Below are 20,744 nucleotides of genomic sequence, written 5' to 3'. Positions count from 1 at the left end.
GGAAAGGCCAAATGCCATGTCATCATCAAGGGTTCCCGATCAATTGATCGACACCGCGTCGCAGATTCTCGACGTCGCGAAGAAGAAGGGCGCGGATGCGGCCGATGTCGTCGTCTCGCAGGGCGCCTCGCACGGCATCTCGGTGCGCGAGGCAAAGCGCGAAAACGCCAAGGCGTCCGAGAACCGGGGCTTTTCGCTGCGCGTGTTCCGCGGGGCGAGGGTCGCGAGCGTTTCCACCGATGACGACAGCGATATCGATACCCTCGTTGAGCGCGCGCTCGCCATGGCCGCCGTCTCGCCCGAAGACCCCTATGCCAGCCTTGCAGATAGCGCCCGGCTTGCCCGCGAAGCCCCGGACCTCGATCTTTACGACGAGACCGAGGTCTCGCCCGAGGCGCTGGCCGAACGCGCGCTTGCGGCCGAGGCGGCGGCGCTTGAGGTGGACGGCGTCACCAGAAGCTCCGGCGCAGGCGCGTCGCGCGGCGAGGTCGGTTTCGTTCTTGTAACCTCAGATGGTTTTTCCGGTGGCTATCGCCGATCCTATTCCTCCGTGTCGGTCTCCGTCGTGGCGGGCGAGGGGGCCGGCATGCAGCGCGATCACGATTATGACGCGCGGTCCCATGACGGCGATCTCGATCCGCCGGCAGAGATCGGCCGCAAGGCCGGCGAGCGGGCCGCCGCCCGTCTTTCGCCGCGCCAGGTGCCGACGCGGCGCAACGCCGCCGTGATCTTCGAGCCGCGCCTTGCCGCGAGCATGATCGGCAGTCTCGCCGGCGCGATTTCGGGGTCTTCGGTCGCGCGTAAGACCAGTTTTCTACGGGACAAGCTCGGCAAGCAGGTTTTGAAGGCCGGTCTCAATCTGGTTGACGATCCGTCGATCCGCCGGGGCGCGGGCTCGCAGCCCTTCGATGGCGAAGGCGTTTTGAGCGAGCGGCTCGCCATGGTCGAGGACGGCGTGCTGCAGCAATGGTTCCTTTCGACCGCCCTCGGCCGGGAACTCGGTTTCGAGACCAATGGCCGCGGCACCCGCTCCGGCAATTCGCTGTCCGCCGCGCCGACAAACCTTGTGCTGGAACCGGGTCAGAAGTCGCCCGCGGAACTGATGGCCGAGATCGGAACCGGGCTCTATGTCACGGAACTGATCGGCCATGGCGTCAACATGGTCACCGGCGAATATTCGCGCGGAGCGAGCGGTTTCTGGATCGAGAATGGCGAGATCGCCTACCCGGTCTCGCAGATGACGATTGCCGGCAATCTGAAGGACATGTTCATGGCGATGACGCCGGCAAGCGATATCGACCGCCGGTTCTCGATCGCCACCCCCAGCATTCTTGTCGAGGGTGTCACCCTCGCCGGATCGTGAGGTCCGCGATGGCCGAAGCGCCGGATACAGATTTTTCCGCCGATCTGGCGCTGATCACCGACGCGGCGCGCGAGGCGGGTGCGGTCGCGCTGTCCCATTTTGGTCAAGACCCCGAAGTCTGGTGGAAGAATTCCGGCCAGTCGCCGGTCAGCGCCGCGGATTTCGCCGCCAATGAATGTCTTGAAGACCTGTTGCGCCAAGCGCGGCCGGATTACGGCTGGCTGTCGGAGGAAAGCGGCGATGACTTCGCCCGGCTGGAGGCCGATGCCACCTTCGTGGTCGACCCGATCGATGGCACGCGCGGTTTTCTCAAGGGCAAGAAAAACTGGATGGTCAGCGTGGCGGTGGTGCGGGGTGGCCGCCCTGTGGCCGGCGTCCTTGTTGCGCCTGCGCTTGACGAGGTGTTTACCGCCGCCCTCGGCGGTCCGGCGCTGAAGAACGGCCTTCCGATTGCGGCCTCAACGCAGCAGGGCGAGAGCGGAAACCTGGAGCTCTGCCTGCCGGCGATGATGCTCGACGGCTTCAGCCCGCCCTTTCGCGCGCGGGTCAACAAGGCCGCGCATATCCCCTCGCTCGCCTACAGGCTGGCTTCGGTGGCCGATGGCCGTCTTGATGCCACACTTGTAAGGCCTAACTCACACGACTGGGATCTGGCCGCCGCCGATATCATCCTTGCCGCAGCCGGCGCTTCGCTGGTGGATGACGCGGGGCGGCCGTTGACCTATAATCGCCGCACGCTGCGCCACGGGACGCTTTTTGCGGGCAATCCGGCACTGGTCGGCACGCTGATGCGCGAATTCGCGCCGCCGCCCGTCATGTGACCCGTCACTTGACAAAAACGGCCAAACCCGAGACACGCTATGGCGGGAGGCTATGAGCAAAGAGAGATATGAAATGGCTGATACGGTTGAAAACAAGCAACTCCTGCATCTGGTCTTCGGCGGCGAGCTCGAAAGCCTGAAGGGCGTCAAGTTCACCGATCTGGACGCGCTTGATATCGTCGGTATCTACCCCAATTACGCCAGCGCCCATGCAGCCTGGAAGTCCAAGGCGCAGCAGACCGTCGACAACGCCCATATGCGCTACTTCATCGTCCATCTGCACCGGCTTCTCGACCCGGAATCGTGAGTATTGTGTTTTCGCGGCTCCGGTCGCAGTATAGGCGACTGCTTTAGCCTCCGAAGCGTTTTCCCCAGACGGCGCTCCTGCAAATGCTTTGTGGTTTGAAATTAAGCAATTGCTTTAAAATAAAGCATATGAAGTCTTTATAAGAAGAAAAAAAGAACTTCGTTCCGGGTCAGCCTGAAGACGTTTGATAGAATATTTAGGATGTGGTTCTTCCTGTTCCTAAATGTTATTTTCTGAAGTAGGATGATTCGCGCAATGGTGGTGGGTGCGGCCGCTGATCCGATGCACGAGAACGGGGTAAACGGACAAGGGAATGGTATCTGGCATTTCTATTTGGTTGGCCCGCAACACGTACCGACTTGGCGGGATTCTCGGCTATCCGCTGTTACGGCCGATCCTCTATCATCGCGTCCGCCGCGGCAAGGAGGACAAGGCGCGTCTGGGGGAACGCCTCGGCCGCTCCGACCGACAGAGACCGGAAGGCCCGCTCGTCTGGATACACGCAGCGAGCGTGGGCGAGACGCTCGCCGTCACCTCGGTCGTCCAGAATATCCATGAATTCGGCATCTCGGTTCTGCTGACAACCGGCACGGTGACATCCGCGCGCCTGGCAGCGGAGCGTTTCGGGGATACGGTTATCCATCAATATGTGCCGCTGGATGCGCTGCCAGCGGTAACACGCTTTCTCGATCATTGGCGTCCGGACCTCGCCATCAATGTTGAAACCGAAGTCTGGCCGGTCACGATCGCGGAGCTCGCCAAGCGCAAGATCGCGCAGGTTGTGGTCAATGGCCGGATTTCGGATCGGTCGTTCGAGCGCTGGATGCAGCGCCGCGAACTTGCCCGCACCATGTTTTCGCGGTTTTCGCTGGTCATGGCGCAGACCGATCTTGATGCCGAGCGGTTTGCCGATCTCGGGGCGCTTCATGTGTCGGTCACCGGCAATCTCAAGGTCGACCGCAGCGCGCCGCCCGCCGATGATGAGGCCCTGCAGGCGCTGAAGAGCGCAATCGGCGCGCGTCCCGTTTGGGCGGCGATCTCGACCTTCGATGGCGAGGAAAAGAATGCCGCCGACGTGCATGCCGCGCTCAAGGAAGCCCATCCTGGCCTTCTGACCGTCATCGTTCCCCGCCATCCCGATCGCGGCGATGCGCTCGCCGCTCAGTTTTCGGCCGACGGACTTTCGGTCAAGCGTCGCTCGCTCGGCGAAAGCCCCGACGCGGAGACCGATATCTATCTCGGCGACACGATCGGGGATATGGGGCTTTATCTCCGCCTCACGGATATCGCCTTCGTCGGCCGCTCGATGACGGCGCGCGGCGGGCAGAACCCGCTGGAGCCCGCCATGCTCGGAACCGCGATCCTGACGGGCCAGCATGTCGACAATTTCCGCGACACCTATCGTCAGTTGCGCCAGCGCGGCGCGGTGCGCACCGTCGACAGTACGGAAGCGCTGCTGCAGTCCGTCGACCTTCTCTTGCGGGACGAGGCCGCGCGCGAGCACATGATCGCCGCCGGTTATGCCGGGGTGCGCGATATGCGCGGCGCGCTGATCCGCACCATGAAGGGGCTGGAGCGTTATCTTGCGCCTCTCATACTTGAGGCCCGTTTTTCCGCGCGTCCCAAGGCCGTGCCTGAAAAGAAGCGCCTGCCGATCGTTCCGGAGCGGATGCCCGAGCAGAATTTGCGCAAGGCGTTGCAGTAAGGTTTCGCGGGGCCGCACCGGCGCGGACGCGGCCTTGCAGCGTGCGGCTCGCTCTTCGTGACGCGGAGCGGCACTTCACGGGCGTGTCTGTCTGGTCTATCTGTTGGTTGAACCGTAATGCGACGACCTGACTGAGCGCATTGCCTCGGGGTCTGACAGAGAGTTGTGCCCGATATGAAGAAAACGACACGGGCCTTCTGGTGGAAGCGCGGCCATCCTTTGAGCCTGCTTCTTCTGCCCGTCTCCTGGATTTACGCCGCTGTCGCCGGTCGCCGGATGAGGCTGGCGGCGGGCGCTCGCGCCGGCGTGCCGGTTCTGTGCGTCGGCAATTTCACCGTTGGCGGTACGGGCAAGACCCCGGTAGCCGAGGCGCTGGCGCGCGCGGCGCGCGAAGCTGGCAAACGGCCCGGCTTTCTGCTGCGCGGCTATGGCGGCAAGGTTGAAGGCGCGGTTCTAGTCGATCCGGAACGCCACAGCTTCCGCGATGTCGGCGACGAGGCGCTGATGCTGTCGCGGCTCGCGCCGGTCGCGGTCTCGCCCGCCCGGGTGGATGCGGCAGCGCTTCTGGAACAGGCGGGCGTCGATTTCATCATCATGGATGACGGGTTGCAGAGCGGGCGGTTGAAGCCGGATTTTGCCGTGGCCGTGGTCGATGCCAAGCGCGGCTTCGGCAATGGGCGCTGCCTGCCCGCCGGCCCGCTTCGCGCGCCGCTTGCGGCGCAGTTTCCGAAGGTGGATGCCGTGCTGCTGAACGGCGCCGGCGGCGCGGAGGAAGAGGTGCGCCAGTTTGCCCGCAGCGCCCGTCGCCCGATCGAGGCGCTGCATCAGCAGCCGACGTCGGACAGCGGAGAATTTGCCGGTGAGGAGGTGCTCGCCTATGCCGGCATCGGTGACCCGGAGAAGTTCTTCGCAACGCTGGAAGCGCTTGGCGCGCGGGTGCGCCGGACCGTCGCCCTTGCCGATCACCAGCCGATCTCCGAGGCTCTGGCGCGTTCGTTGCTCGCCGATGCCGGGGCCCTGCTGCCGGTCACGACCGCAAAGGACATGGCCCGGCTTCAGGGCGACGGCGGGCCGGCGATATCCGCCTTGCGCGAGAAGAGCCGCGTGGTGGAGATCACCGCCGTTTTCGAGAACAAGGCCATGCCTGCCGGCATGGTCGTCGCCACGCTCGATGCCTTCCGCCGCCGCGTTGAAGCGGAGCGACAAAAGCGGTGAGCCGCTCTGTCAGCGACCGGTAAATTATTTTTGATGGGCAATCGGCTCAGTTTGTCATATCCTTGGGTCTTAACCGCAATGACATGCCGGTTGGAGACGATGAGGATATTATCCAGCGACGTGCGGCCAGCAGAGGCGGCCGACGCCGAGAAAATCGCAAGGGTTCACTGGCTGGCATGGCAGCAGGTCTATGCCGGCATCCTTCCTCACCGCGCGCTTCAGGACATGATTTCGAGCCGCAACATCGCCTGGTGGAAGAACGCGATCGCCAGCGAGGAGACGCTGCTGGTGCTGGAAGTGCAGGGCCAGCCGGTCGGCTATGCCAGCGTCGGCCTCAACCGCGTCAAGGCGCTGCCGCAGGAAGGCGAGATCTACGAGATCTACCTTCTGCCGGAATATCAGGGCCTCGGCTTCGGCCGGGTGCTGTTTGCCGAGGCGCGCCGACTGCTTGCCTCGCTCGGCTGCAAGGGCACGATCTGCTGGTGCTTCGAGGCGCTGGATCAGGCCGGCATCTTCTTCACCGCGCTCGGCGGCAAGCCCTTCGCCTTTGCGGAGGAGGAGCATGGCGGCAAGGTGCTTGGCAAGGTTTCCTATATCTGGGACTGAGCGGCTTTTGCGCGTTTACCCCGATTGCTGCAACTGCGCTCGCGCGGTTGCTTTGTCGAGGCAATTTGGCTATCCAAAGGCGCGAATTCTTCCCCTTTTCTGGAGACCTAGATGCGTATTGAAGCGATTGCGATCGGCAAGAACCCGCCCGATGATATCAATGTTATTGTCGAAGTTCCGCTCGGCGGCCAGCCGATCAAATACGAGATGGACAAGGACGCCGGCGTTCTCGTCGTTGACCGCTTCCTCTACACGCCGATGATGTATCCCGGCAATTACGGCTTCGTGCCGCATACGCTCTCCGACGACGGCGATCCGATCGACGTGCTGATCTGCAATCATCGCCCGCTGATGCCGGGCTGCGTCATCAATGTCCGCCCGATCGGCGTGATGATGATGGAAGACAATTCCGGCAAGGACGAAAAGATCATCGCCGTGCCCTCGCGCGAGCTCAGCGCCCGCTTCGACAAGGTCGAGAATTTCACCGATATTCCGGAAATCCAGCTCAAGCAGATCGAGCACTTCTTCGAGCACTACAAGGATCTGGAGCCCGGCAAATGGGTCAAGATCTTCGGCTGGCACGACGCCGCCGAGGCCAAGAAGCTGATCGTCGAGGCGATCGAGCGCGCGAAGTCGAAGAAGGGCTGAGCGAAGTTCCGGCGGATGCTCCTACGTCCGCCGCCTTGTCTCCTGGCAATCATTGAACAGGCAGGCCCGAGGGTTATCGGGCTTGCCTCAGACCGTTGACAAAGGTTCTCACCCCCATCGGCGTCATCCCTGTCTGTTGACGTCTGCCGTGAAAGCGGCAGTCGGATTGGCGGACGGCGTTTCGTGTCATCCTTGGTCGTTATGCGACCGTGCCCGAGCTGGAAACGCAGCCCGCCTTTCGTCAACCACCCCGAACAGTTGCCGGGGCCGGCGTTGGCGCGCCGAGCCCGCAGGACAAGGATGGGATCATGACCTCGCCACAAATCACGATCGGTTGCGATGTCTCCGGCCAGCGTCTCGATGTTTATCTTCACCCGGCTGCCAAATCTTGCAGCTTTTCCAAAGATCTGGCGGGCATCGCCGCCCTGATCGGCCTTGCGTTCGAACGCCAGGCTTTCGTCCGGCGCTTTTCTTTCGGCGATCAGTTGCTCGGGTCCATCGCGTGGGGCGGGGCTTTTTCCGACTGATCATTGTTGTCGCTGCTGCTCCGGCCCAGAGCGAAGGCAGCGATGATCACCACGATGATGATGGCTGCGCCGGCGATCGTCCAACGTCTCATGCTCTTCTCCTTTTGGGTTAACCGCTCGCGGGCGGCCCTTACAAAAGCGGCGGGCGACTGGCGCCCGCCGCTTCTATCGGTTGCTATTGCGTGTCCTCGACGCTGCCGGGCGGCTCGGTGGCGGGAACGATATCCATCTGCGGGGGCGCGTTCGATTGATTGGCCTCTGCCGGTTCCTGGCCTGTGAGCTGCTCGTCGGGCGAAGGCGACGGAGTCTCTTCGCTCGCGCCACCTGCGCCGCCGCTTTGCGTTGTCGCAGCGCCCGTTGCCGGCGGACTGGTGGCGCCTTCGCTTTCTCCGGCCTCCTCGGCCGCGCCGGCGGCCATGGAACCTGACGGCATCTCGTCGGTCCCGAGCGGTTCCGGGGTAACCGCCCCATCGGCGGCTGCGACGCGCCAGACCGTGTTGCCGGCGTCATCCGCCACCAGCAGGGCGCCGGTGCCGTCAATGCCGACGCCAACCGGCCGGCCATGGGCCTGATCGTCCTCCAGGAAGCCGGTGACGACATCCTCTGCCGCGGCAGCCGGCTTGCCGTTGACGAACGGCACGTATACCACCTTGTAGCCGTTGAACACCGTCCGGTTCCAGCTGCCGTGTTCGCCGACGAACGCGCCGGATGCGTAATCCTCAGGCAGCGCCGAGCCTTGCGAGAAGGCCATGCCCAGCGGCGCCACGTGGCTGGAGAGCGCGTAGTCCGGGGCGATCGCCTGTTCCACCATGTCCGGGCGCCGCGGGTGAACCCGCTCGTCGACATGGTCGCCATAGTAGCTCCACGGCCAGCCATAGAAATCGCCTTCCTCGACGGAGGTCATGTAGTCAGGGACGAGATTGGGGCCGAGCTCGTCGCGTTCATTGACGACAGTCCAGAGCGCGCCGGTATCGGGATTGAACGACAGGCCGTTCGGGTTGCGCATGCCGGAGGCGAAAATCCGCGCGGCCCCGGTCTCGCGGTCGACCTGCCAGATCGCCGCGCGTCCCTTCTCAGCTTCAATGCCGTTCTCGACGATATTGGAGTTCGAGCCGACCGAGGCGTAAAGCGTCTCGCCATTCGGGCTCAGCGCCAGATCCTTGGTCCAGTGGTGGTCGATCGGGCCGCCGGGAAGCGGCGTCAGCACCTCGGGCGCTGCCGTGATCTCGTTCTGGCCGAGCTCGTAAGGGTAGGTCAGGATTGCATCCGTTGCGGCGACATAAAGCGTATCATCGGCCCAGGCGACGCCGAAGGGCGAGTTGAGGTCGGTCAGGAGATCGTGCCGTTCATCGACCACGCCGTCGCGGTCGCTATCGCGCAGCAGCGTGATCAGGTTGCTCTCCTTCGTCTCGCCGTCACCGCCCCCATGGGCGATCGACATGATCCAGCCGCGGATGAAATCCTTGGGCCGCGTCACCGGTTCGCCACCGGGTCCGCGCGCCTGGACGACCAGAACGTCGCCGTTCGGCAGCGTGTGGACGGTCCGCGGATTGGCGAGATCCTGCGCGTAGGCGGAAATCGTCAGGTTGTCCGGTACATCCGGCGTCTCGCCATCTTCCCAGCCGATCACCTCCGCCACTTTCATGCTTGGCAGCAGCGCGTGATCGGGCTCGGGCAGCACGGGGTCCGCGCCGATCTGCTCTGATGGATCGACCTGGCCGCCATCGCCGCAGGCGGACAGCGCGATGAGGGCCGAACCCGCCGTTAGGGCTAGGATGCGTTTTCGTGTAAGGCTGAACTTAGTCATGGAGGATCCTCCATTCGTAGGAAAACGGGCGAACGGCGGAAAGCCACAGCGTGGCGAGAATGGCGATGAAGGTGATCGCGGAGAGGATCAGGCCGCCCGGCACCACCGCCTTCCAGCCGTCGCCGGCATGGACGAAGCTGTTCAGGATCGCGAGCGCGAGAACGACGATGTAGCCGACCGTTTCTCCCCAGCCGGGCCGGTAATGGCGGGCGTTGGGGCGCAGCGCGTCGCCGATGCCGGCAAGCACCGCAAGCACGCCGAAAACGAGCCCGCCCAGCAACAGCCATTCGGAGAAGTGCTGCCACATCAGAACCGACGTCCGCCAATAGAGAATGTCCGTGATCAGCGCGAAGCTGAACGCCACCAGCGGAAACGGGACAAATACGGAGCGGTAGGGATACCTGCCCACCGCGTTCTGTCGTGTATGCATGAGCGTAGCCTCCTTGCGTTCGAACGCGGCCACAACAGGCGGGAGGCGGTTTTGTTCCTGGCCGGCGCGCAAGAACGAGACCGGCAGGCGGTTGAAAAGCCCGCGGCTACGTGGCGGGCTTCGGCTTTCACCAGGCCAGGCGATTGGCCGGCATCGTCCATCGATCAAAAGGTTCTGCTATCCCTGCTGGAAACGGTGCCGTCGTCAGGCCGCTTCAGCGTGAAGCCATTCCGTTCAGGAAGACGTCGACAAGATGAGCGATATGCTCTTTCGGTGAAGCTTGTTGCTCTGTTGCGAGCGAGATCGCCGTCGCCACGCAAACAATGTCGTGGAAGCTGACGTCGGCCCGGACGACATCGGCTGCCTGCGCATTGGCCAGGAGCCGTTGCCCTTCCGCGCTGGTTGCGACACAGCCGGGGGTCCCGATCTGCAGAACCGTTCCAAGCATGGCCGCAAGGCCGCGATAGACATTCGTGTGGCCGACAAGCTGTTCCAGATAGCGGCGCAGAGCGCCGAGCGGGTCGCGGCCGTGGTCCGCGTCGCGGCTGGAGGCGGCGAACGCCAGAAAGCGCGCGCTGTAGGTCGCGGCCAGAAGCTCTTCCCGTGTTGGAAAACGCCGATAGAGCGTTCCGATGCCCACCCCCGCGCGCTTTGCGACGTCGTCAAGCGTCACGGTGGCGCCTTTTTCCAGAAACACATCCTCGGCCGCCGCCAGAATGCGCTCGCGATTGCGCTGCGCATCCGCGCGTAAAGAAATTTGGTCCGACAATAATCACCTCGTTGGGGCTTGTTAAGTGGAGGATATCTCCATATAAAAAATGGAGCAATCCTCCACTTAACGGAAAAGCGAGTTTCATCATGACGGAACGGTTCAAGGACAAGGTCGTGGTCATCACCGGCGGAACGGACGGCATCGGCTTGGCGACAGCCAAGGCGTTCGCGGCCGAGGGCGCACATGTGTATATCACCGATCGTCGGCAGGAGCGGCTGGATGAGGCGCTGCAGGAGATCGCAAGCGGCGCCATCGGCGTGCAGGGCGATGTGAGCGATCCTGCCGCGGTCGACCGGCTTTACGCCCGGATAAAGCAGGATCAAGGCCGGGTGGATGTGGTTTTTGCCAATGCCGGCGTGTCCGAATCCGCGCCGATCGGGGAGATCGGGGAAGACCATTTCGACCGCGTCTTCAATATCAACGTCAAAGGGACGGTCTTCACGGTGCAGAAGGCTCTGCCGTTGATGCCAGCCGGCGCGTCCATCGTGTTGGCCGGCTCGGGCGCAGGCAGCAAGGGCTTCGCCAGCCTCTCGATCTACAGCGCGACGAAGGCGGCAATCCGTTCCTTTGCGCGGACCTGGACGGTCGACCTGAAAAGCCGGGGCATTCGCGTCAACGTGGTGTCGCCGGGCATGGTCCTGACGCCGGCCATGGCGACCTACCTTCAAGAGAATGCCGGCATAGAGGAATGGATGAACCAGGCGATCCCGTTCGGCAGGCTCGGGCAGACTGAAGAGATCGCCAAGGCTGTCCTGTTTCTGGCCTCGGACGAAAGCAGCTTCATTGGAGGCGAGGAACTGATGGTGGATGGCGGTTTCGTGGCGGTTTGAACGCCTCCGTGGGGAACATCGGACCCGGATTGGCCGGCCACGCGGAGGTTTGACATGGCGGAAATCCGGCAATCAGTCCGATGTCAGGAGGAAAGACTCCAGAAGTCTCCGGAGCGGGTCGCGCGATTTTCGGACTGGAGCTTTTCCAGGTGGGCGATGACGTTTCTTTCCGCGGCCATGGCGATGTGCGGATCGGTTTTGCGGTAGACGGCGGCGGCGATATTCCGGACGGTATCGGGCTTTGACGCGATATGGGCAATGATTTGCTTTTCTCGGCGCATCCGGTTTGCGAGCAGCCGTTCGACGTAGGCTCTGGGCTCGTGAAGCATCGGTCCGTGGCCCGGCAGATAGGTTTTGTCGTCTCGTTCCAGCAGGCGTTGCAACTGGCCGCAATAGTCGCGCATATTGCCGTCGGGCGGGCTGACGATCGAGCTGTTCCATGTCATGACATGGTCCCCCGAAAACAGGAGGCCATCCGGCGTTGCGAAGCAGAGATGGTCGCTGGCATGGCCTGGCGTATGCAGCACGGTCGCACCGGCAATGACGTCTCCATCGTCCAGGCGCACGTCAGGATCGAACGCATCGTCCGGGAACGCGCTCGAGACATAGACGGGCAGGCCGGTCCGTTCGCGAAGCGCGGGCGCGGATCCGAAATGGTCGGAATGATGATGCGTGATCAGGATTCCCTTCCCCCGGGTCCCCAGACCCTCAAGGATGGCATTAAAATGCGCGCTGTCTTCGACCGGGCCCGGATCGATGACGAACACGCCCTCGGATGTGTCCAGAAGATAGGTGTTGGTGCCGTGATAGGTCATCTTGTTGGGGTTGTTGGCCACGATGCGGCGCACATTTTCGGCGACCCCGATGCTCGCCGCCCGGACCGGTTCCGGCTCCGTGAAAAACATGCTCGTACCGCTCATTGGCCGCCTCCATAATTCGACCGAAGCTGTGCTCCGGCCTGCGCCTGATCGTGTTTCTTGCCGTGGGACGATGAGGCTCATCCAGTGCTGCGGAAATAGCACTAAAGATGCCGCGGTCACACCACAAGATAGGTGATTTTTCTGAACACAAATTGTCGACAAGATGCAGGCGGCAACGTATGTTCTAAGCCCGGACGTTGCCGGCTTGGTCGGATCAAGCCGGCTGAGCGGATAGCATACAGTATCTGCGGGATGAGGTGGAAGCCCGAGAACCACAAAAGAGGCAAGGATGGCGGCAGCGGAAGCGACGGTGAAGGCGAAAACGCGCGGGTCGGGAACCCAGAAGGTATACGAGACGCTGCGCCGGGAAATTCTGGCGATGGAACTGACGCCGGGTAGTCCGCTCGATGAAGTCCGGCTTTCGGAACGCTTCGGCATGTCGCGCACGCCGGTGCGCGAAGCGCTGCTCAGGCTTGCAAGCGATGCGCTGGTCACCACGCTGCCCAACCGCAACACGATTGTCTCGGCCATCAACTTTGCCGAGATGCCGCATTATTTCGAGGCCCTGACCCTGATGTACCGGATCAGCACCCGAGGCGCGGCCGCGCGTGGGCCGCATGACAAAGCGATGATAGCGAACATCCGCAGCCGACAGGATGAATTCGTCGCCGCCGTGGAAGCGCAGGACGCCTTCGCCATGATCGAGGCCAATCGCGAGTTTCACGTCGCGATCGCAGAGCTCGCCGGCAATGCCTATTACACCGGTTTCTTCTCCCGGCTGCTCGATGAGGGCCGTCGTATCCTCAGGCTCTACTATTCCACCTTCGAGGACCGGCTCCCGCGTCAATATGTAAACGAGCACGAGGATATCATCGCGGCGATCGAAGCCGGCGATGCCGACAGGGCCGACCGGCTGGCGGTCGCCCATGCCGGGCAGATCGTGCGCCAGATCCAGGACTATCTGGCGCGGGAGGCCGAACAGGCGCGCGCGCTGTCGCTGGGGTGAGCCCACGACCTACGGCTGTAACCCCATACATCGCGAGGACAAGATGAAAGACCAGACTGAAGCAGACGTTGTCGTGATCGGCGGCGGCATTATCGGCTGCATGGCCGCGCGCTATCTCATGGAGGCCGGGCGAAGGGTCACGATCCTGGAGCGCAGCGCGATCGCGGCGGGAGCCAGCGCGGGCAATGCCGGCATTCTCGCCTTCCCCGAGATCGTGCCGATCCCCGCGCCCGGAATCACCTGGAAGGCGCCCGGATGGCTGCTCGATCCGCTGGGGCCGCTCGCCATCCGCCCGGCCTATGCGGCAAGGCTCGCGCCCTGGCTCTGGCATTTCTGGCGGGCGAGCTCCAGGGCCAGTTTCGAGCGCGGGCTCAAGGTTCAGGCGGCGATGATGCGGCTGGCAGTCGCCGAGTACGAAACGGTGCGCAAGGACGCGCGCCTGACCCCCTTCATTGTCAATACCGGCACGCTCGACCTCTACGACAGCGAGAAGAGTTTTGCCGCCGCGGCACCCGACTGGGCGCGGAAGCGCGCAGCCGGCTTCGAGTTCCACCGCGTCGGCCGCGCCGAGATCGATACGCTTCAGCCTGGTCTCGCGCCGCAGTTCGAGCATGCGATCTACAGTGAGGATGGGCTGCAGGTTTCCGATCCGGCCGGCTTCACCCGCGCGCTCGCCGAAAGCCTGAAGGAAGATGGCGCCACGATCACGATCGGAGAAGCCGCCGCCATCGAACCGACCGAGGCGGGTGCGCGGATCCGCCTTGCCGATGGCGGCGCCCTTGAGGCGCGCACCGTCGTGGTAGCCTGCGGCGCTTGGTCGAAGCGGCTTGCGAAAAGCCTGGGCGAGGCGGTGCCGCTCGATACCGAGCGCGGCTACAACACCACCTTGCCGGCGACGGCCTTTCCGCTGCAGCGGCAGCTCTATTTCAACGATCACTCCTTTGTCGTCACCCCGCTGAAGGCGGGTATCCGCGTCGGCGGAGCGGTGGAGTTCGGCGGGCTCGACCTGCCGGCCAATTTCAAACGCGCCGAGGCGCTTCTCACGCTTGCCAAGCGGTTCCTGCCTGGCCTTGAGACCGAGGGCGGCGAGCGGTGGATGGGGTTCCGCCCCTCCATGCCCGACTGCCTGCCGGTGATCGACCGCTCGAAGGCCGCGCCGAACGTGCTCTACGCCTTCGGCCACGGGCATCTGGGATTGACCCAGTCGGCTGCCACGGGCCGGCTGATTGCCGAACTGGCCGGCCAGCAAAAGCCATCCGTGAACCTTGAGAACCTGCGCTTCGACCGGTTTTCCAGCCGGTAGGGCTCGGGTCGTTCCGGGGCCGGCGTCTGCCGGCGGCAGGTACGGTTTTCTTGATTGCAGACGCCCGCCTATCGCACTGTCGACAAACTGGCGACAAATATGATAGGCGAACTTGATGTATGAAAAATCTCGGTCTTTGATCGAGTAAAGACGGAGAGACCGCTGCGATGACCAACCGCCCCGAACCGATCAGCAAAGACGAACGAAAGGGCCGGATTGAACGTCTGCGCACGGTCATGCAGGGCGCCGGCGCCGATGCCGTGCTGCTGGGTTCGACCACCAGTCTTGCCTATTTTACCGGTCTCGTCTGGCATCCGAGCGAACGCCTGGTCGGCGCGCTGGTCACCGCCGACAGTCTGACCTATATCGCGCCCGCCTTTGAGGTCTCGAAGATCGAGACGCTGGAGCGGCTCGACGGCGATATCGCCGCCTGGGACGAACATGAGGACCCCGCTGCGTTGACGGCGAAGCTGCTCGGCCAGGGCAAAACGTTGGCGCTCGACGATGCGCTGCCGTTCGCCATCTATTCGGCGCTGGCCCGGCAGATCGCGCCGGAGCGGCTGGTCGATGGCGGGCCGATGATCTCTTCGCTCCGAGCGGTGAAATCGCCCGCCGAAATCGCGCTGATGCAGTATGCGATGGATGCGACGCTCGAGGTGCACAAGCGCGTCCACGCGCTGATCGAGCCGGGCATCCGCGCCTCCGAGGTCGTGCGCTTCATCGACGAGACCCACCGCGCGCTGTGCGGCTCGGGCAGCACCTTCGCGATCTGCTCCTTCGGCGCGGCGACATCGCTGCCGCATGGCGTCGATTATGACCAGACCTATGCCGAGGGCGATATCATACTGGTCGACACCGGCACGATTGTCGGCGGCTACCAGTCGGATATGACGCGCACCTATGTGAAGGCGGAGCCCTCGGCCGAGTTTTCGCGGATCTGGATGATCGAACGCGAGGCGCAGCAGGCCGTGTTTGACGCCGCGAAACCGGGCGTTTCGGCCGAAATCCTCGACCATGCGGCGCGGCGCGTGATCGCAGCCCATGGCCTCGGCCCGGATTATCGCCTGCCCGGCCTGCCGCACAGGGCGGGCCACGGGCTCGGCATGGATATCCACGAAGCGCCGTTCATCGTGCGCGGCAACGCCAAGCCGCTTCTGCCCGGCATGTGCTTTTCCAACGAGCCGATGATCGTCGTGCCCGAGAAATTCGGCGTCCGGCTGGAGGACATCATCCATATGGGCGAGAACGGGCCGATCTGGTTCACCACGCCCGGCAAGAGCCCGACCGAGCCCTTCGCTTGAGCGCGGGGTTCACATCAACTTCATCCATGGGGCAGATTGCTTCCGGCGCGCTTTCCGCATGGCGCGCTTGCGATACCACGCCTGAAGGGAGACGGCATGAGTGACGACTTCGAAACGATTGCGATCGGTGAGGCAAAGGCGCTGGGGGAGAGCCTGCTGCTGGCGGCCGGCTATTCCGAAGACCATGCCCGCACGATCACCGATTGCGTCGTGCGCGCGCAGATGGACGAGTGCCATTCGCACGGGCTTTACCGGCTGATCAGTTGCCTGGAACTGATCGAGCGCGGCAAGGTCGATCCGACTGCCACGCCGGTTGTCGAGGACCGCGCGCCGGCGATCGTCCGCGTCGATGCCCGCAGAGGTGTTTCGCTGTCCGCCTTCGAGGCCGGGCTTCCCGTTCTCGCCGAAAAGGCGAGGCACAGCGGGCTGGCGGCGCTTGCGATCAACAATTGCTTTCATTTCTCCGCACTCTGGCCGGAGGTGGAAAGCATCGCGGATCAAGGTCTTGTCGCCATCGCCGTCACGGTCAGCCATGCCTGGGTCGCGCCCGCCGGCGGCAACAAGCCGGTATTCGGCACCAACCCGTTTGCCTTCGCCTGGCCCCGTCCGGGCAAGCACCCCTTCGTGTTCGATTTTGCCACCTCGGCGATCGCCCGGGGCGATATCGAACTGCACCGCCGCACGCAAACCCTGCTGCCGGAAGGAACCGCGATCGATGCCGACGGCAAGCCCACGACCGATCCGGACAAAGCCGCTGAAGGCGCCATGCTCACCTTCGGCGGCCACAAGGGCTCGGCGCTTTCGGCGATGATCGAGCTGCTCGCCGGGCCGCTGATCGGCGATCTGACCAGCGCCGAATCCATGGCTTTCGACGATGACGCCAAGGTCACGCCGTTTCACGGCGAACTGATCATCGCGCTCGATCCGGCCTCCTTCATGGGGCAGGCGGCGCTCGACAATCTGAAGCGCGGCGAGGCGCTGTTTGACGCGATCGAAGGGCAGGGCGCGCGCCTTCCCTCCGGGCGACGCTACCGGGCGCGGGCCCGCAACGCCAAGGCCGGTGTTATGCCAGTGCGCAGGAATGTGCTCGACGAGCTGCGGGCGCGCGCGGCGGCTTCGACACCGAAATCCAACTGAAAACCAGACTGAGGATGCACCAATGAAGATCACCGGCGAATTGCTGATCGGCAACCAGACCCGCATGGGCGAAAACGGCACGCTGACGGCTGTGGAAGCGGCCACCGGCAAGGCGCTTTCCGGCGCGTTCGGCGGCGCGAGCGCGGCCGATCTGGACGAGGCGGTTCGGCTCGCCTGGCAGGCTTTCTTCGCCTATCGCGAGACGGCGCTGGAAGACCGAGCCGCCTTTCTGGAAAAGGCGGCCGCAAATATCCTCGCCATCGGCGATCCGCTGATCGAGCGCGCCATGGCCGAAAGCGGCCTGCCGCGTGGCCGTCTCGAAGGCGAGCGCATGCGCACGGTCAACCAGTTGCGTCTGTTTGCCGGCGTGGTGCGCGAAGGCGCGTTTCAGGATCTGCGTTTCGATCCCGCCGATGCGGCCCGCACGCCGCCGAAACCCGATCTCCGGCTGCGCAAGGTCGGCCTCGGCCCGGTTGCCGTTTTCGGCGCGTCGAACTTTCCGCTGGCATTTTCGGTTGCCGGCGGCGATACCGCCTCGGCGCTGGCCGCCGGTTGCCCGGTCGTGGTCAAGGCCCATCCGGCCCATCCCGGCACATCGGAACTGGTCGCCCGCGCCGTGCAGCAGGCGGTGATCGATTGCGGCATGCCGGCGGGCACGTTCTCGATGCTGCATGACACCGGCTATGAAATCGGCGGCGCGCTGGTGGCCCATCCGCTGATCCGCGCCGTCGGCTTCACCGGTTCGCGCCGGGGCGGTCTGGCGCTGGTGGATATCGCCGCAAAGCGCGCCATGCCGATCCCGGTCTATGCAGAGATGAGCGCGATCAACCCGGTCTTCCTGTTTCCCGAAGCCCTGAAGGCGCGCGGCGACAAGATCGGCGCGGCGTTTGCCGCATCGCTGACGCTCGGCGCCGGTCAGTTCTGCACCAATCCGGGGCTGATTTTGGCCATCGAAGGCGAGGGCCTCGATGCCTTCAAGGCGAGCGCCGTGGAGGCGCTGAAGGCAGTGCCGGCGCAGACGATGCTGACCGCCGGTATCTGCAAGGCCTATCGCGACGGTGTTGCGAAACTGGTCGGCCACGGCGACGTGACGCAGTTGGCGGAAGGCCAGGAGGGCGACGAATACCACGGTCAGGCCGCCCTTTTCGAAACGACGGCAGCGTCCTTCCTGAACGACAAGAGCCTGCATGACGAAGTCTTCGGTGGCGCGGGGCTGATCGTCAAATGCCGCGACCTGGCGGAACTGGAGACCGTTGTTGACGCCCTGGAAGGCCAGCTGACCGTCGCGCTTCACATCGACGAAGGCGATCATCCGGCGGCAGCCCAGATGCTGCCGAAGCTGGAAATGCTGGCGGGCCGCCTGCTCGTCAACGGGTTTGGCACCGGCGTCGAGGTGTCGCCTGCCATGGTCCATGGCGGTCCCTATCCGGCGACATCGGACGTGCGCTCCACCTCGGTCGGCACGCTCGCGATCGACCGCTTCCTGCGCCCGGTCTCCTATCAGGACATGCCGGCGGACCTGCTGCCCGACGCCTTGCGCGGGTAACGGATGCCGGACCCTTCGAAAACCTGGCCGCGCCGCTACGGCCAACGGTGATCGACAGCCAAAAAAAAGCCCGGCCGAAACCGGGCTTTTTCGACTCTCGGCATATCGACGCTCAGGTCGTGGCGGCTGCCGATGCGCGGATGCGCACGCCGAACATCACCGTGGTGGCGGAGAGCAGCAGCAGGACGCCGCTTGCAAACACCGTCCCGGTTCCGCCCGCCGCGTCGAAGACGATGCCGCCGAGGCCGGCTCCAAGCGCGATCGCAAGCTGGATAGCGGCGACGAACAGGCCGCCGGCGCTCTCGGCCTCGTCCGACACGGTGCGCGCGATCCAGCTTGACCAGGCCACCGGAACGCCGCCGAAGATCATGCCCCACAGCACGACCGAGACGGTGTCGCTCATCGGATTGCCGCCGAAGGCGACCATGACCATCGCCAGCGTCCCCATCGAAAGCGGCACGAGCACCAGGGTCAGGCGAAGGCTCAGCTGGGCCATGCGGCCGGCAAGGACGGTGCCGAAGAAATTGGCGATGCCGAACCCGAGCAGGATGATGGCGATCGCCTCGATCGAGAACCCGCCGCGGGTCTCCAGATAGGCCCTGAGATAGGTGAAGAACACGAAGTGGCCGCCAAAGACCAGGAGGACCGCCATCATGCCGATACCGATTCCCGGGCGCAGCAGCACTTCGCCAAGCGTCCTCAATCGAGCCATGCCGGCAGGCCGCATGCTGGGCAGGCTGCGCCACTGCGCGACAAGCGAGATCGCGCCGAGAAGGGATGCCAGCAGGAAAACGCCGCGCCACCCGATGACCTCGCCGAGATAGCTGCCGACCGGCGCGGCGAAAACCGTCGCGGCGGATACGCCGCTCATCAGGATGGAGAGCGCCCGCGGCACCAGAGATGACGGAACGAGGCGCATGGTAACGGCGGTTGACATCGCCCAGAAGCCGCCAAGCGCGATCCCCAGCAGGACCCGGCCCGCCAGAAGCATGTAGACGCCCTCAGCAAAGGCGACCATCAGGTTGGAGACGACCAGCAGGACGGAGAAGATCATCATCATGTGGCGCCGGTCGGTGCCGCGCGCGGCGGCCGAGATCAGCAGGCTCGCGGCAAAGCCGAACATCGCCGTCATCGTCACCGCCTGGCCGGCCGCGCCTTCGGAGATGCCGAGGTCGGCGGCAATCGGCGTCAGCAGGCTCGCCGGCAGGAATTCGGCGGTGACAAGGCCGAAGACGCCCAGCGTCATCGCCGCTACGGCGCCCCATGCGGGCGCGCCGTCCGCCTTCTCGTTCATAACAGGGTTCATTGCGATATCCTTCGCGATGGGAGGTGGAGGAGGATGGGCTGAAGTTAGGCTGGACAGCCCGGACTTTCTATGCCAGTAAATCCTATATGCATGATCATCCGTCCGGAATATCACCGAATTCGCTCGATGCCGATCTCGTCAGCGAACTTCTGCTCGGCATGCGGCTTGTCGGCATCGACTATCGCCGCATCGAGCTTGCCGAACCGTTCTCCTATTCCTTCGGCGCTCAGGACGACCTTCGCGCGAAATTCATCTTCGTCGCGCGCGGACGGACCGCGCTCATCGCGCCCGGCGGCGAGGTCCATGTCATGGGCGCCGGTGATGCGGCTTTGTTGCCGCATGGCGGATTGCACCGGCTGTCGTCATCGCCCGACAATCACGCGCCGTGCGCCGACCTGACGGCCCTGCCGTCCTCGCCGATCTGCCCGAGCGTCAAGGAGATCAGAACCTGCGAGGCGACGCCGCCGGAAGAGCGGGTCGTGCTGTTTTCCGCTTGCATGGATTTCGACCTCGGCAGCATGCACCCGCTGGTGGCGATGATGCCGGAGGTGATGCGCGTCGGCACGCTGACCGACCGCTACCCGGAAATCCTGCCGATGCTGGAGGCGATGGCCCGGGAGGCCAGGGATGGCCGCGCCGGCTATGCCGGCATTCTCGCCCGGCTTGCCGATGTGGTCGCCGCCTGCATCGTCCGGGCATGGGTCGAATGCGGCTGCGGCGATGCCACCGGCTGGATCGCCGCGCTGCGCGATCCGCGTCTGGGCCGCGTGCTCTTGGCGCTCCACCGCGAGCCCGGCCGCAACTGGACCGTGGCCGAACTCGCGCGCGAGATGGGTGTTTCGCGATCGGTCTTCGCCGAGCGCTTCCTCGATGTTACCGGCGTTACGCCGGTGCGTTATCTCACCGAAATGCGCATGCGCCTTGCCGCCGACTGGATAAGCCGCGAGGGCGTGCCGATCGAAACCGCCGCCCATCGTCTCGGCTACGGCTCGCAGGCCGCGTTCAGTCGCGCCTTCAAGCGCATCACAGGCCATCCGCCAAGCCGCATTGCCGCCGGCATGTCCGCGCAGATTTAGGTTGCTCGTCCTCAGGTCGCGCGCCCGCGGCGCTGCGCTATTCCAGCGATCTTCGCCTGGCGCTAGAGCGTCGGGCGATTAGTCTGCAACGCATGCTGTTGATTTGAAGTAGTTCCAG

General features: G+C 64.3%; 21 protein-coding genes. 15 read left to right on the top strand and 6 right to left on the bottom strand.

The window, feature by feature from the left end:
* The first annotated feature begins 16 nt into the window (after positions 1–16).
* From V6766_RS10345 to V6766_RS10310, 8 genes are all read left to right on the top strand, one after another.
* Positions 17–1,363, top strand: coding sequence for a TldD/PmbA family protein (locus tag V6766_RS10345; RefSeq protein ID WP_448466124.1), 1,347 nt, complete (start codon positions 17–19; stop codon positions 1,361–1,363).
* 8 nt (positions 1,364–1,371) lie between these two features.
* On the top strand, positions 1,372–2,184 hold the full coding sequence (locus tag V6766_RS10340) for a 3'(2'),5'-bisphosphate nucleotidase CysQ (RefSeq protein ID WP_448466122.1): 813 nt from the start codon (positions 1,372–1,374) through the stop codon (positions 2,182–2,184).
* 73 nt (positions 2,185–2,257) lie between these two features.
* A complete protein-coding gene (locus V6766_RS10335) occupies positions 2,258–2,491 on the top strand; it encodes a DUF4170 domain-containing protein (protein ID WP_018065149.1) in 234 nt (77 codons plus the stop codon).
* 313 nt (positions 2,492–2,804) lie between these two features.
* Positions 2,805–4,196: a lipid IV(A) 3-deoxy-D-manno-octulosonic acid transferase gene (waaA, locus tag V6766_RS10330; RefSeq protein ID WP_448466120.1), complete on the top strand. Its 1,392-nt coding sequence runs from the start codon at positions 2,805–2,807 to the stop codon at positions 4,194–4,196.
* Between the two features lie 174 nt (positions 4,197–4,370).
* Positions 4,371–5,411 (top strand): tetraacyldisaccharide 4'-kinase, encoded by a 1,041-nt coding sequence (gene lpxK, locus V6766_RS10325; RefSeq protein ID WP_448466118.1) that lies wholly within the window; start codon positions 4,371–4,373, stop codon positions 5,409–5,411.
* Positions 5,412–5,510: 99 nt separating this feature from the next.
* Positions 5,511–6,017, top strand: coding sequence for an N-acetyltransferase family protein (locus tag V6766_RS10320; protein ID WP_448466116.1), 507 nt, complete (start codon positions 5,511–5,513; stop codon positions 6,015–6,017).
* Between the two features lie 111 nt (positions 6,018–6,128).
* Positions 6,129–6,665, top strand: a complete 537-nt coding sequence (gene ppa / locus V6766_RS10315; RefSeq protein ID WP_448466114.1) for an inorganic diphosphatase — start codon at positions 6,129–6,131, stop codon at positions 6,663–6,665.
* Between the two features lie 308 nt (positions 6,666–6,973).
* The gene (locus V6766_RS10310; RefSeq protein WP_448466112.1) at positions 6,974–7,192 is read left to right on the top strand and encodes a hypothetical protein; all 219 of its coding nucleotides are present in this window, start codon (positions 6,974–6,976) and stop codon (positions 7,190–7,192) included.
* Here the strand turns inward: V6766_RS10310 and V6766_RS10305 are convergent.
* From V6766_RS10305 to V6766_RS10290, 4 genes are all read right to left on the bottom strand, one after another.
* Entirely contained in the window at positions 7,147–7,284 is a 138-nt protein-coding gene (locus tag V6766_RS10305; protein ID WP_448466110.1) for a hypothetical protein, read from the bottom strand. The two genes, V6766_RS10310 and V6766_RS10305, sit on opposite strands and share 46 nt — an antisense overlap.
* Before the next feature lie 83 nt (positions 7,285–7,367).
* Positions 7,368–8,999, bottom strand: a complete 1,632-nt coding sequence (locus tag V6766_RS10300) for a PQQ-dependent sugar dehydrogenase (protein WP_448466108.1) — start codon at positions 8,997–8,999, stop codon at positions 7,368–7,370.
* Entirely contained in the window at positions 8,992–9,429 is a 438-nt protein-coding gene (locus tag V6766_RS10295) for a DUF2231 domain-containing protein (RefSeq protein ID WP_448466106.1), read from the bottom strand. The genes V6766_RS10300 and V6766_RS10295 overlap by 8 nt, the downstream gene beginning before the upstream one ends.
* A gap of 214 nt (positions 9,430–9,643) precedes the next feature.
* Complete coding sequence (locus V6766_RS10290; protein WP_448466104.1) at positions 9,644–10,198, bottom strand: TetR/AcrR family transcriptional regulator; 555 nt, start codon at positions 10,196–10,198, stop codon at positions 9,644–9,646.
* A gap of 89 nt (positions 10,199–10,287) precedes the next feature.
* Here V6766_RS10290 and V6766_RS10285 point away from each other — a divergent pair, with 89 nt between their 5' ends.
* Positions 10,288–11,031, top strand: coding sequence for an SDR family NAD(P)-dependent oxidoreductase (locus tag V6766_RS10285; protein ID WP_448466102.1), 744 nt, complete (start codon positions 10,288–10,290; stop codon positions 11,029–11,031).
* Positions 11,032–11,114: 83 nt separating this feature from the next.
* Here V6766_RS10285 and V6766_RS10280 read toward each other — a convergent pair whose 3' ends face one another.
* Positions 11,115–11,951 (bottom strand): MBL fold metallo-hydrolase, encoded by an 837-nt coding sequence (locus V6766_RS10280; RefSeq protein ID WP_448466100.1) that lies wholly within the window; start codon positions 11,949–11,951, stop codon positions 11,115–11,117.
* Positions 11,952–12,240: 289 nt separating this feature from the next.
* Here V6766_RS10280 and V6766_RS10275 point away from each other — a divergent pair, with 289 nt between their 5' ends.
* The 5 genes from V6766_RS10275 (at position 12,241) to V6766_RS10255 (ending at position 18,244) form a co-directional block, all read left to right on the top strand.
* A complete protein-coding gene (locus V6766_RS10275; RefSeq protein ID WP_448466098.1) occupies positions 12,241–12,957 on the top strand; it encodes a GntR family transcriptional regulator in 717 nt (238 codons plus the stop codon).
* Positions 12,845–14,260 carry an NAD(P)/FAD-dependent oxidoreductase gene (locus V6766_RS10270; RefSeq protein WP_448466096.1) on the top strand — a complete coding sequence of 472 codons (1,416 nt, stop codon included), beginning with the start codon at positions 12,845–12,847 and terminating at the stop codon, positions 14,258–14,260. The genes V6766_RS10275 and V6766_RS10270 overlap by 113 nt, the downstream gene beginning before the upstream one ends.
* Positions 14,261–14,427: 167 nt before the next feature.
* Positions 14,428–15,561 (top strand): M24 family metallopeptidase, encoded by a 1,134-nt coding sequence (locus V6766_RS10265; RefSeq protein ID WP_448466094.1) that lies wholly within the window; start codon positions 14,428–14,430, stop codon positions 15,559–15,561.
* A 96-nt stretch (positions 15,562–15,657) separates the two neighbouring features.
* Positions 15,658–16,698 carry an Ldh family oxidoreductase gene (locus V6766_RS10260; protein ID WP_448466092.1) on the top strand — a complete coding sequence of 347 codons (1,041 nt, stop codon included), beginning with the start codon at positions 15,658–15,660 and terminating at the stop codon, positions 16,696–16,698.
* 22 nt (positions 16,699–16,720) lie between these two features.
* A complete protein-coding gene (locus V6766_RS10255; protein ID WP_448466090.1) occupies positions 16,721–18,244 on the top strand; it encodes an aldehyde dehydrogenase (NADP(+)) in 1,524 nt (507 codons plus the stop codon).
* A gap of 112 nt (positions 18,245–18,356) precedes the next feature.
* On the opposite strand, the gene V6766_RS10250 is transcribed toward V6766_RS10255, so the two are convergent.
* Positions 18,357–19,550 (bottom strand): MFS transporter, encoded by a 1,194-nt coding sequence (locus tag V6766_RS10250; RefSeq protein WP_448466088.1) that lies wholly within the window; start codon positions 19,548–19,550, stop codon positions 18,357–18,359.
* Positions 19,551–19,636: 86 nt separating this feature from the next.
* On the opposite strand from V6766_RS10250, the gene V6766_RS10245 reads away from it, so the two are divergent.
* Positions 19,637–20,626, top strand: coding sequence for an AraC family transcriptional regulator (locus V6766_RS10245; RefSeq protein WP_448466086.1), 990 nt, complete (start codon positions 19,637–19,639; stop codon positions 20,624–20,626).
* The last annotated feature ends 118 nt before the right edge of the window (positions 20,627–20,744 follow it).

This window comes from Martelella sp. AMO21009 (genome assembly GCF_053484295.1).
Note: the sequence above shows the minus strand (reverse complement) of the source record. Positions and strands in the feature narration are given on the sequence as shown.

Coding starts and splice junctions, on each gene's coding strand:
- V6766_RS10345 (WP_448466124.1), top strand. CDS start 17: ATGTCATCATCAAGGGTTCCCGATCAATTGATCGACACCGCGTCGCAG.
- V6766_RS10340 (WP_448466122.1), top strand. CDS start 1,372: ATGGCCGAAGCGCCGGATACAGATTTTTCCGCCGATCTGGCGCTGATC.
- V6766_RS10335 (WP_018065149.1), top strand. CDS start 2,258: ATGGCTGATACGGTTGAAAACAAGCAACTCCTGCATCTGGTCTTCGGC.
- waaA (WP_448466120.1), top strand. CDS start 2,805: ATGGTATCTGGCATTTCTATTTGGTTGGCCCGCAACACGTACCGACTT.
- lpxK (WP_448466118.1), top strand. CDS start 4,371: ATGAAGAAAACGACACGGGCCTTCTGGTGGAAGCGCGGCCATCCTTTG.
- V6766_RS10320 (WP_448466116.1), top strand. CDS start 5,511: ATGAGGATATTATCCAGCGACGTGCGGCCAGCAGAGGCGGCCGACGCC.
- ppa (WP_448466114.1), top strand. CDS start 6,129: ATGCGTATTGAAGCGATTGCGATCGGCAAGAACCCGCCCGATGATATC.
- V6766_RS10310 (WP_448466112.1), top strand. CDS start 6,974: ATGACCTCGCCACAAATCACGATCGGTTGCGATGTCTCCGGCCAGCGT.
- V6766_RS10305 (WP_448466110.1), bottom strand. CDS start 7,284: ATGAGACGTTGGACGATCGCCGGCGCAGCCATCATCATCGTGGTGATC.
- V6766_RS10300 (WP_448466108.1), bottom strand. CDS start 8,999: ATGACTAAGTTCAGCCTTACACGAAAACGCATCCTAGCCCTAACGGCG.
- V6766_RS10295 (WP_448466106.1), bottom strand. CDS start 9,429: ATGCATACACGACAGAACGCGGTGGGCAGGTATCCCTACCGCTCCGTA.
- V6766_RS10285 (WP_448466102.1), top strand. CDS start 10,288: ATGACGGAACGGTTCAAGGACAAGGTCGTGGTCATCACCGGCGGAACG.
- V6766_RS10280 (WP_448466100.1), bottom strand. CDS start 11,951: ATGAGCGGTACGAGCATGTTTTTCACGGAGCCGGAACCGGTCCGGGCG.
- V6766_RS10275 (WP_448466098.1), top strand. CDS start 12,241: ATGGCGGCAGCGGAAGCGACGGTGAAGGCGAAAACGCGCGGGTCGGGA.
- V6766_RS10270 (WP_448466096.1), top strand. CDS start 12,845: ATGCCGACAGGGCCGACCGGCTGGCGGTCGCCCATGCCGGGCAGATCG.
- V6766_RS10265 (WP_448466094.1), top strand. CDS start 14,428: ATGACCAACCGCCCCGAACCGATCAGCAAAGACGAACGAAAGGGCCGG.
- V6766_RS10260 (WP_448466092.1), top strand. CDS start 15,658: ATGAGTGACGACTTCGAAACGATTGCGATCGGTGAGGCAAAGGCGCTG.
- V6766_RS10255 (WP_448466090.1), top strand. CDS start 16,721: ATGAAGATCACCGGCGAATTGCTGATCGGCAACCAGACCCGCATGGGC.
- V6766_RS10250 (WP_448466088.1), bottom strand. CDS start 19,550: ATGAACCCTGTTATGAACGAGAAGGCGGACGGCGCGCCCGCATGGGGC.
- V6766_RS10245 (WP_448466086.1), top strand. CDS start 19,637: ATGCATGATCATCCGTCCGGAATATCACCGAATTCGCTCGATGCCGAT.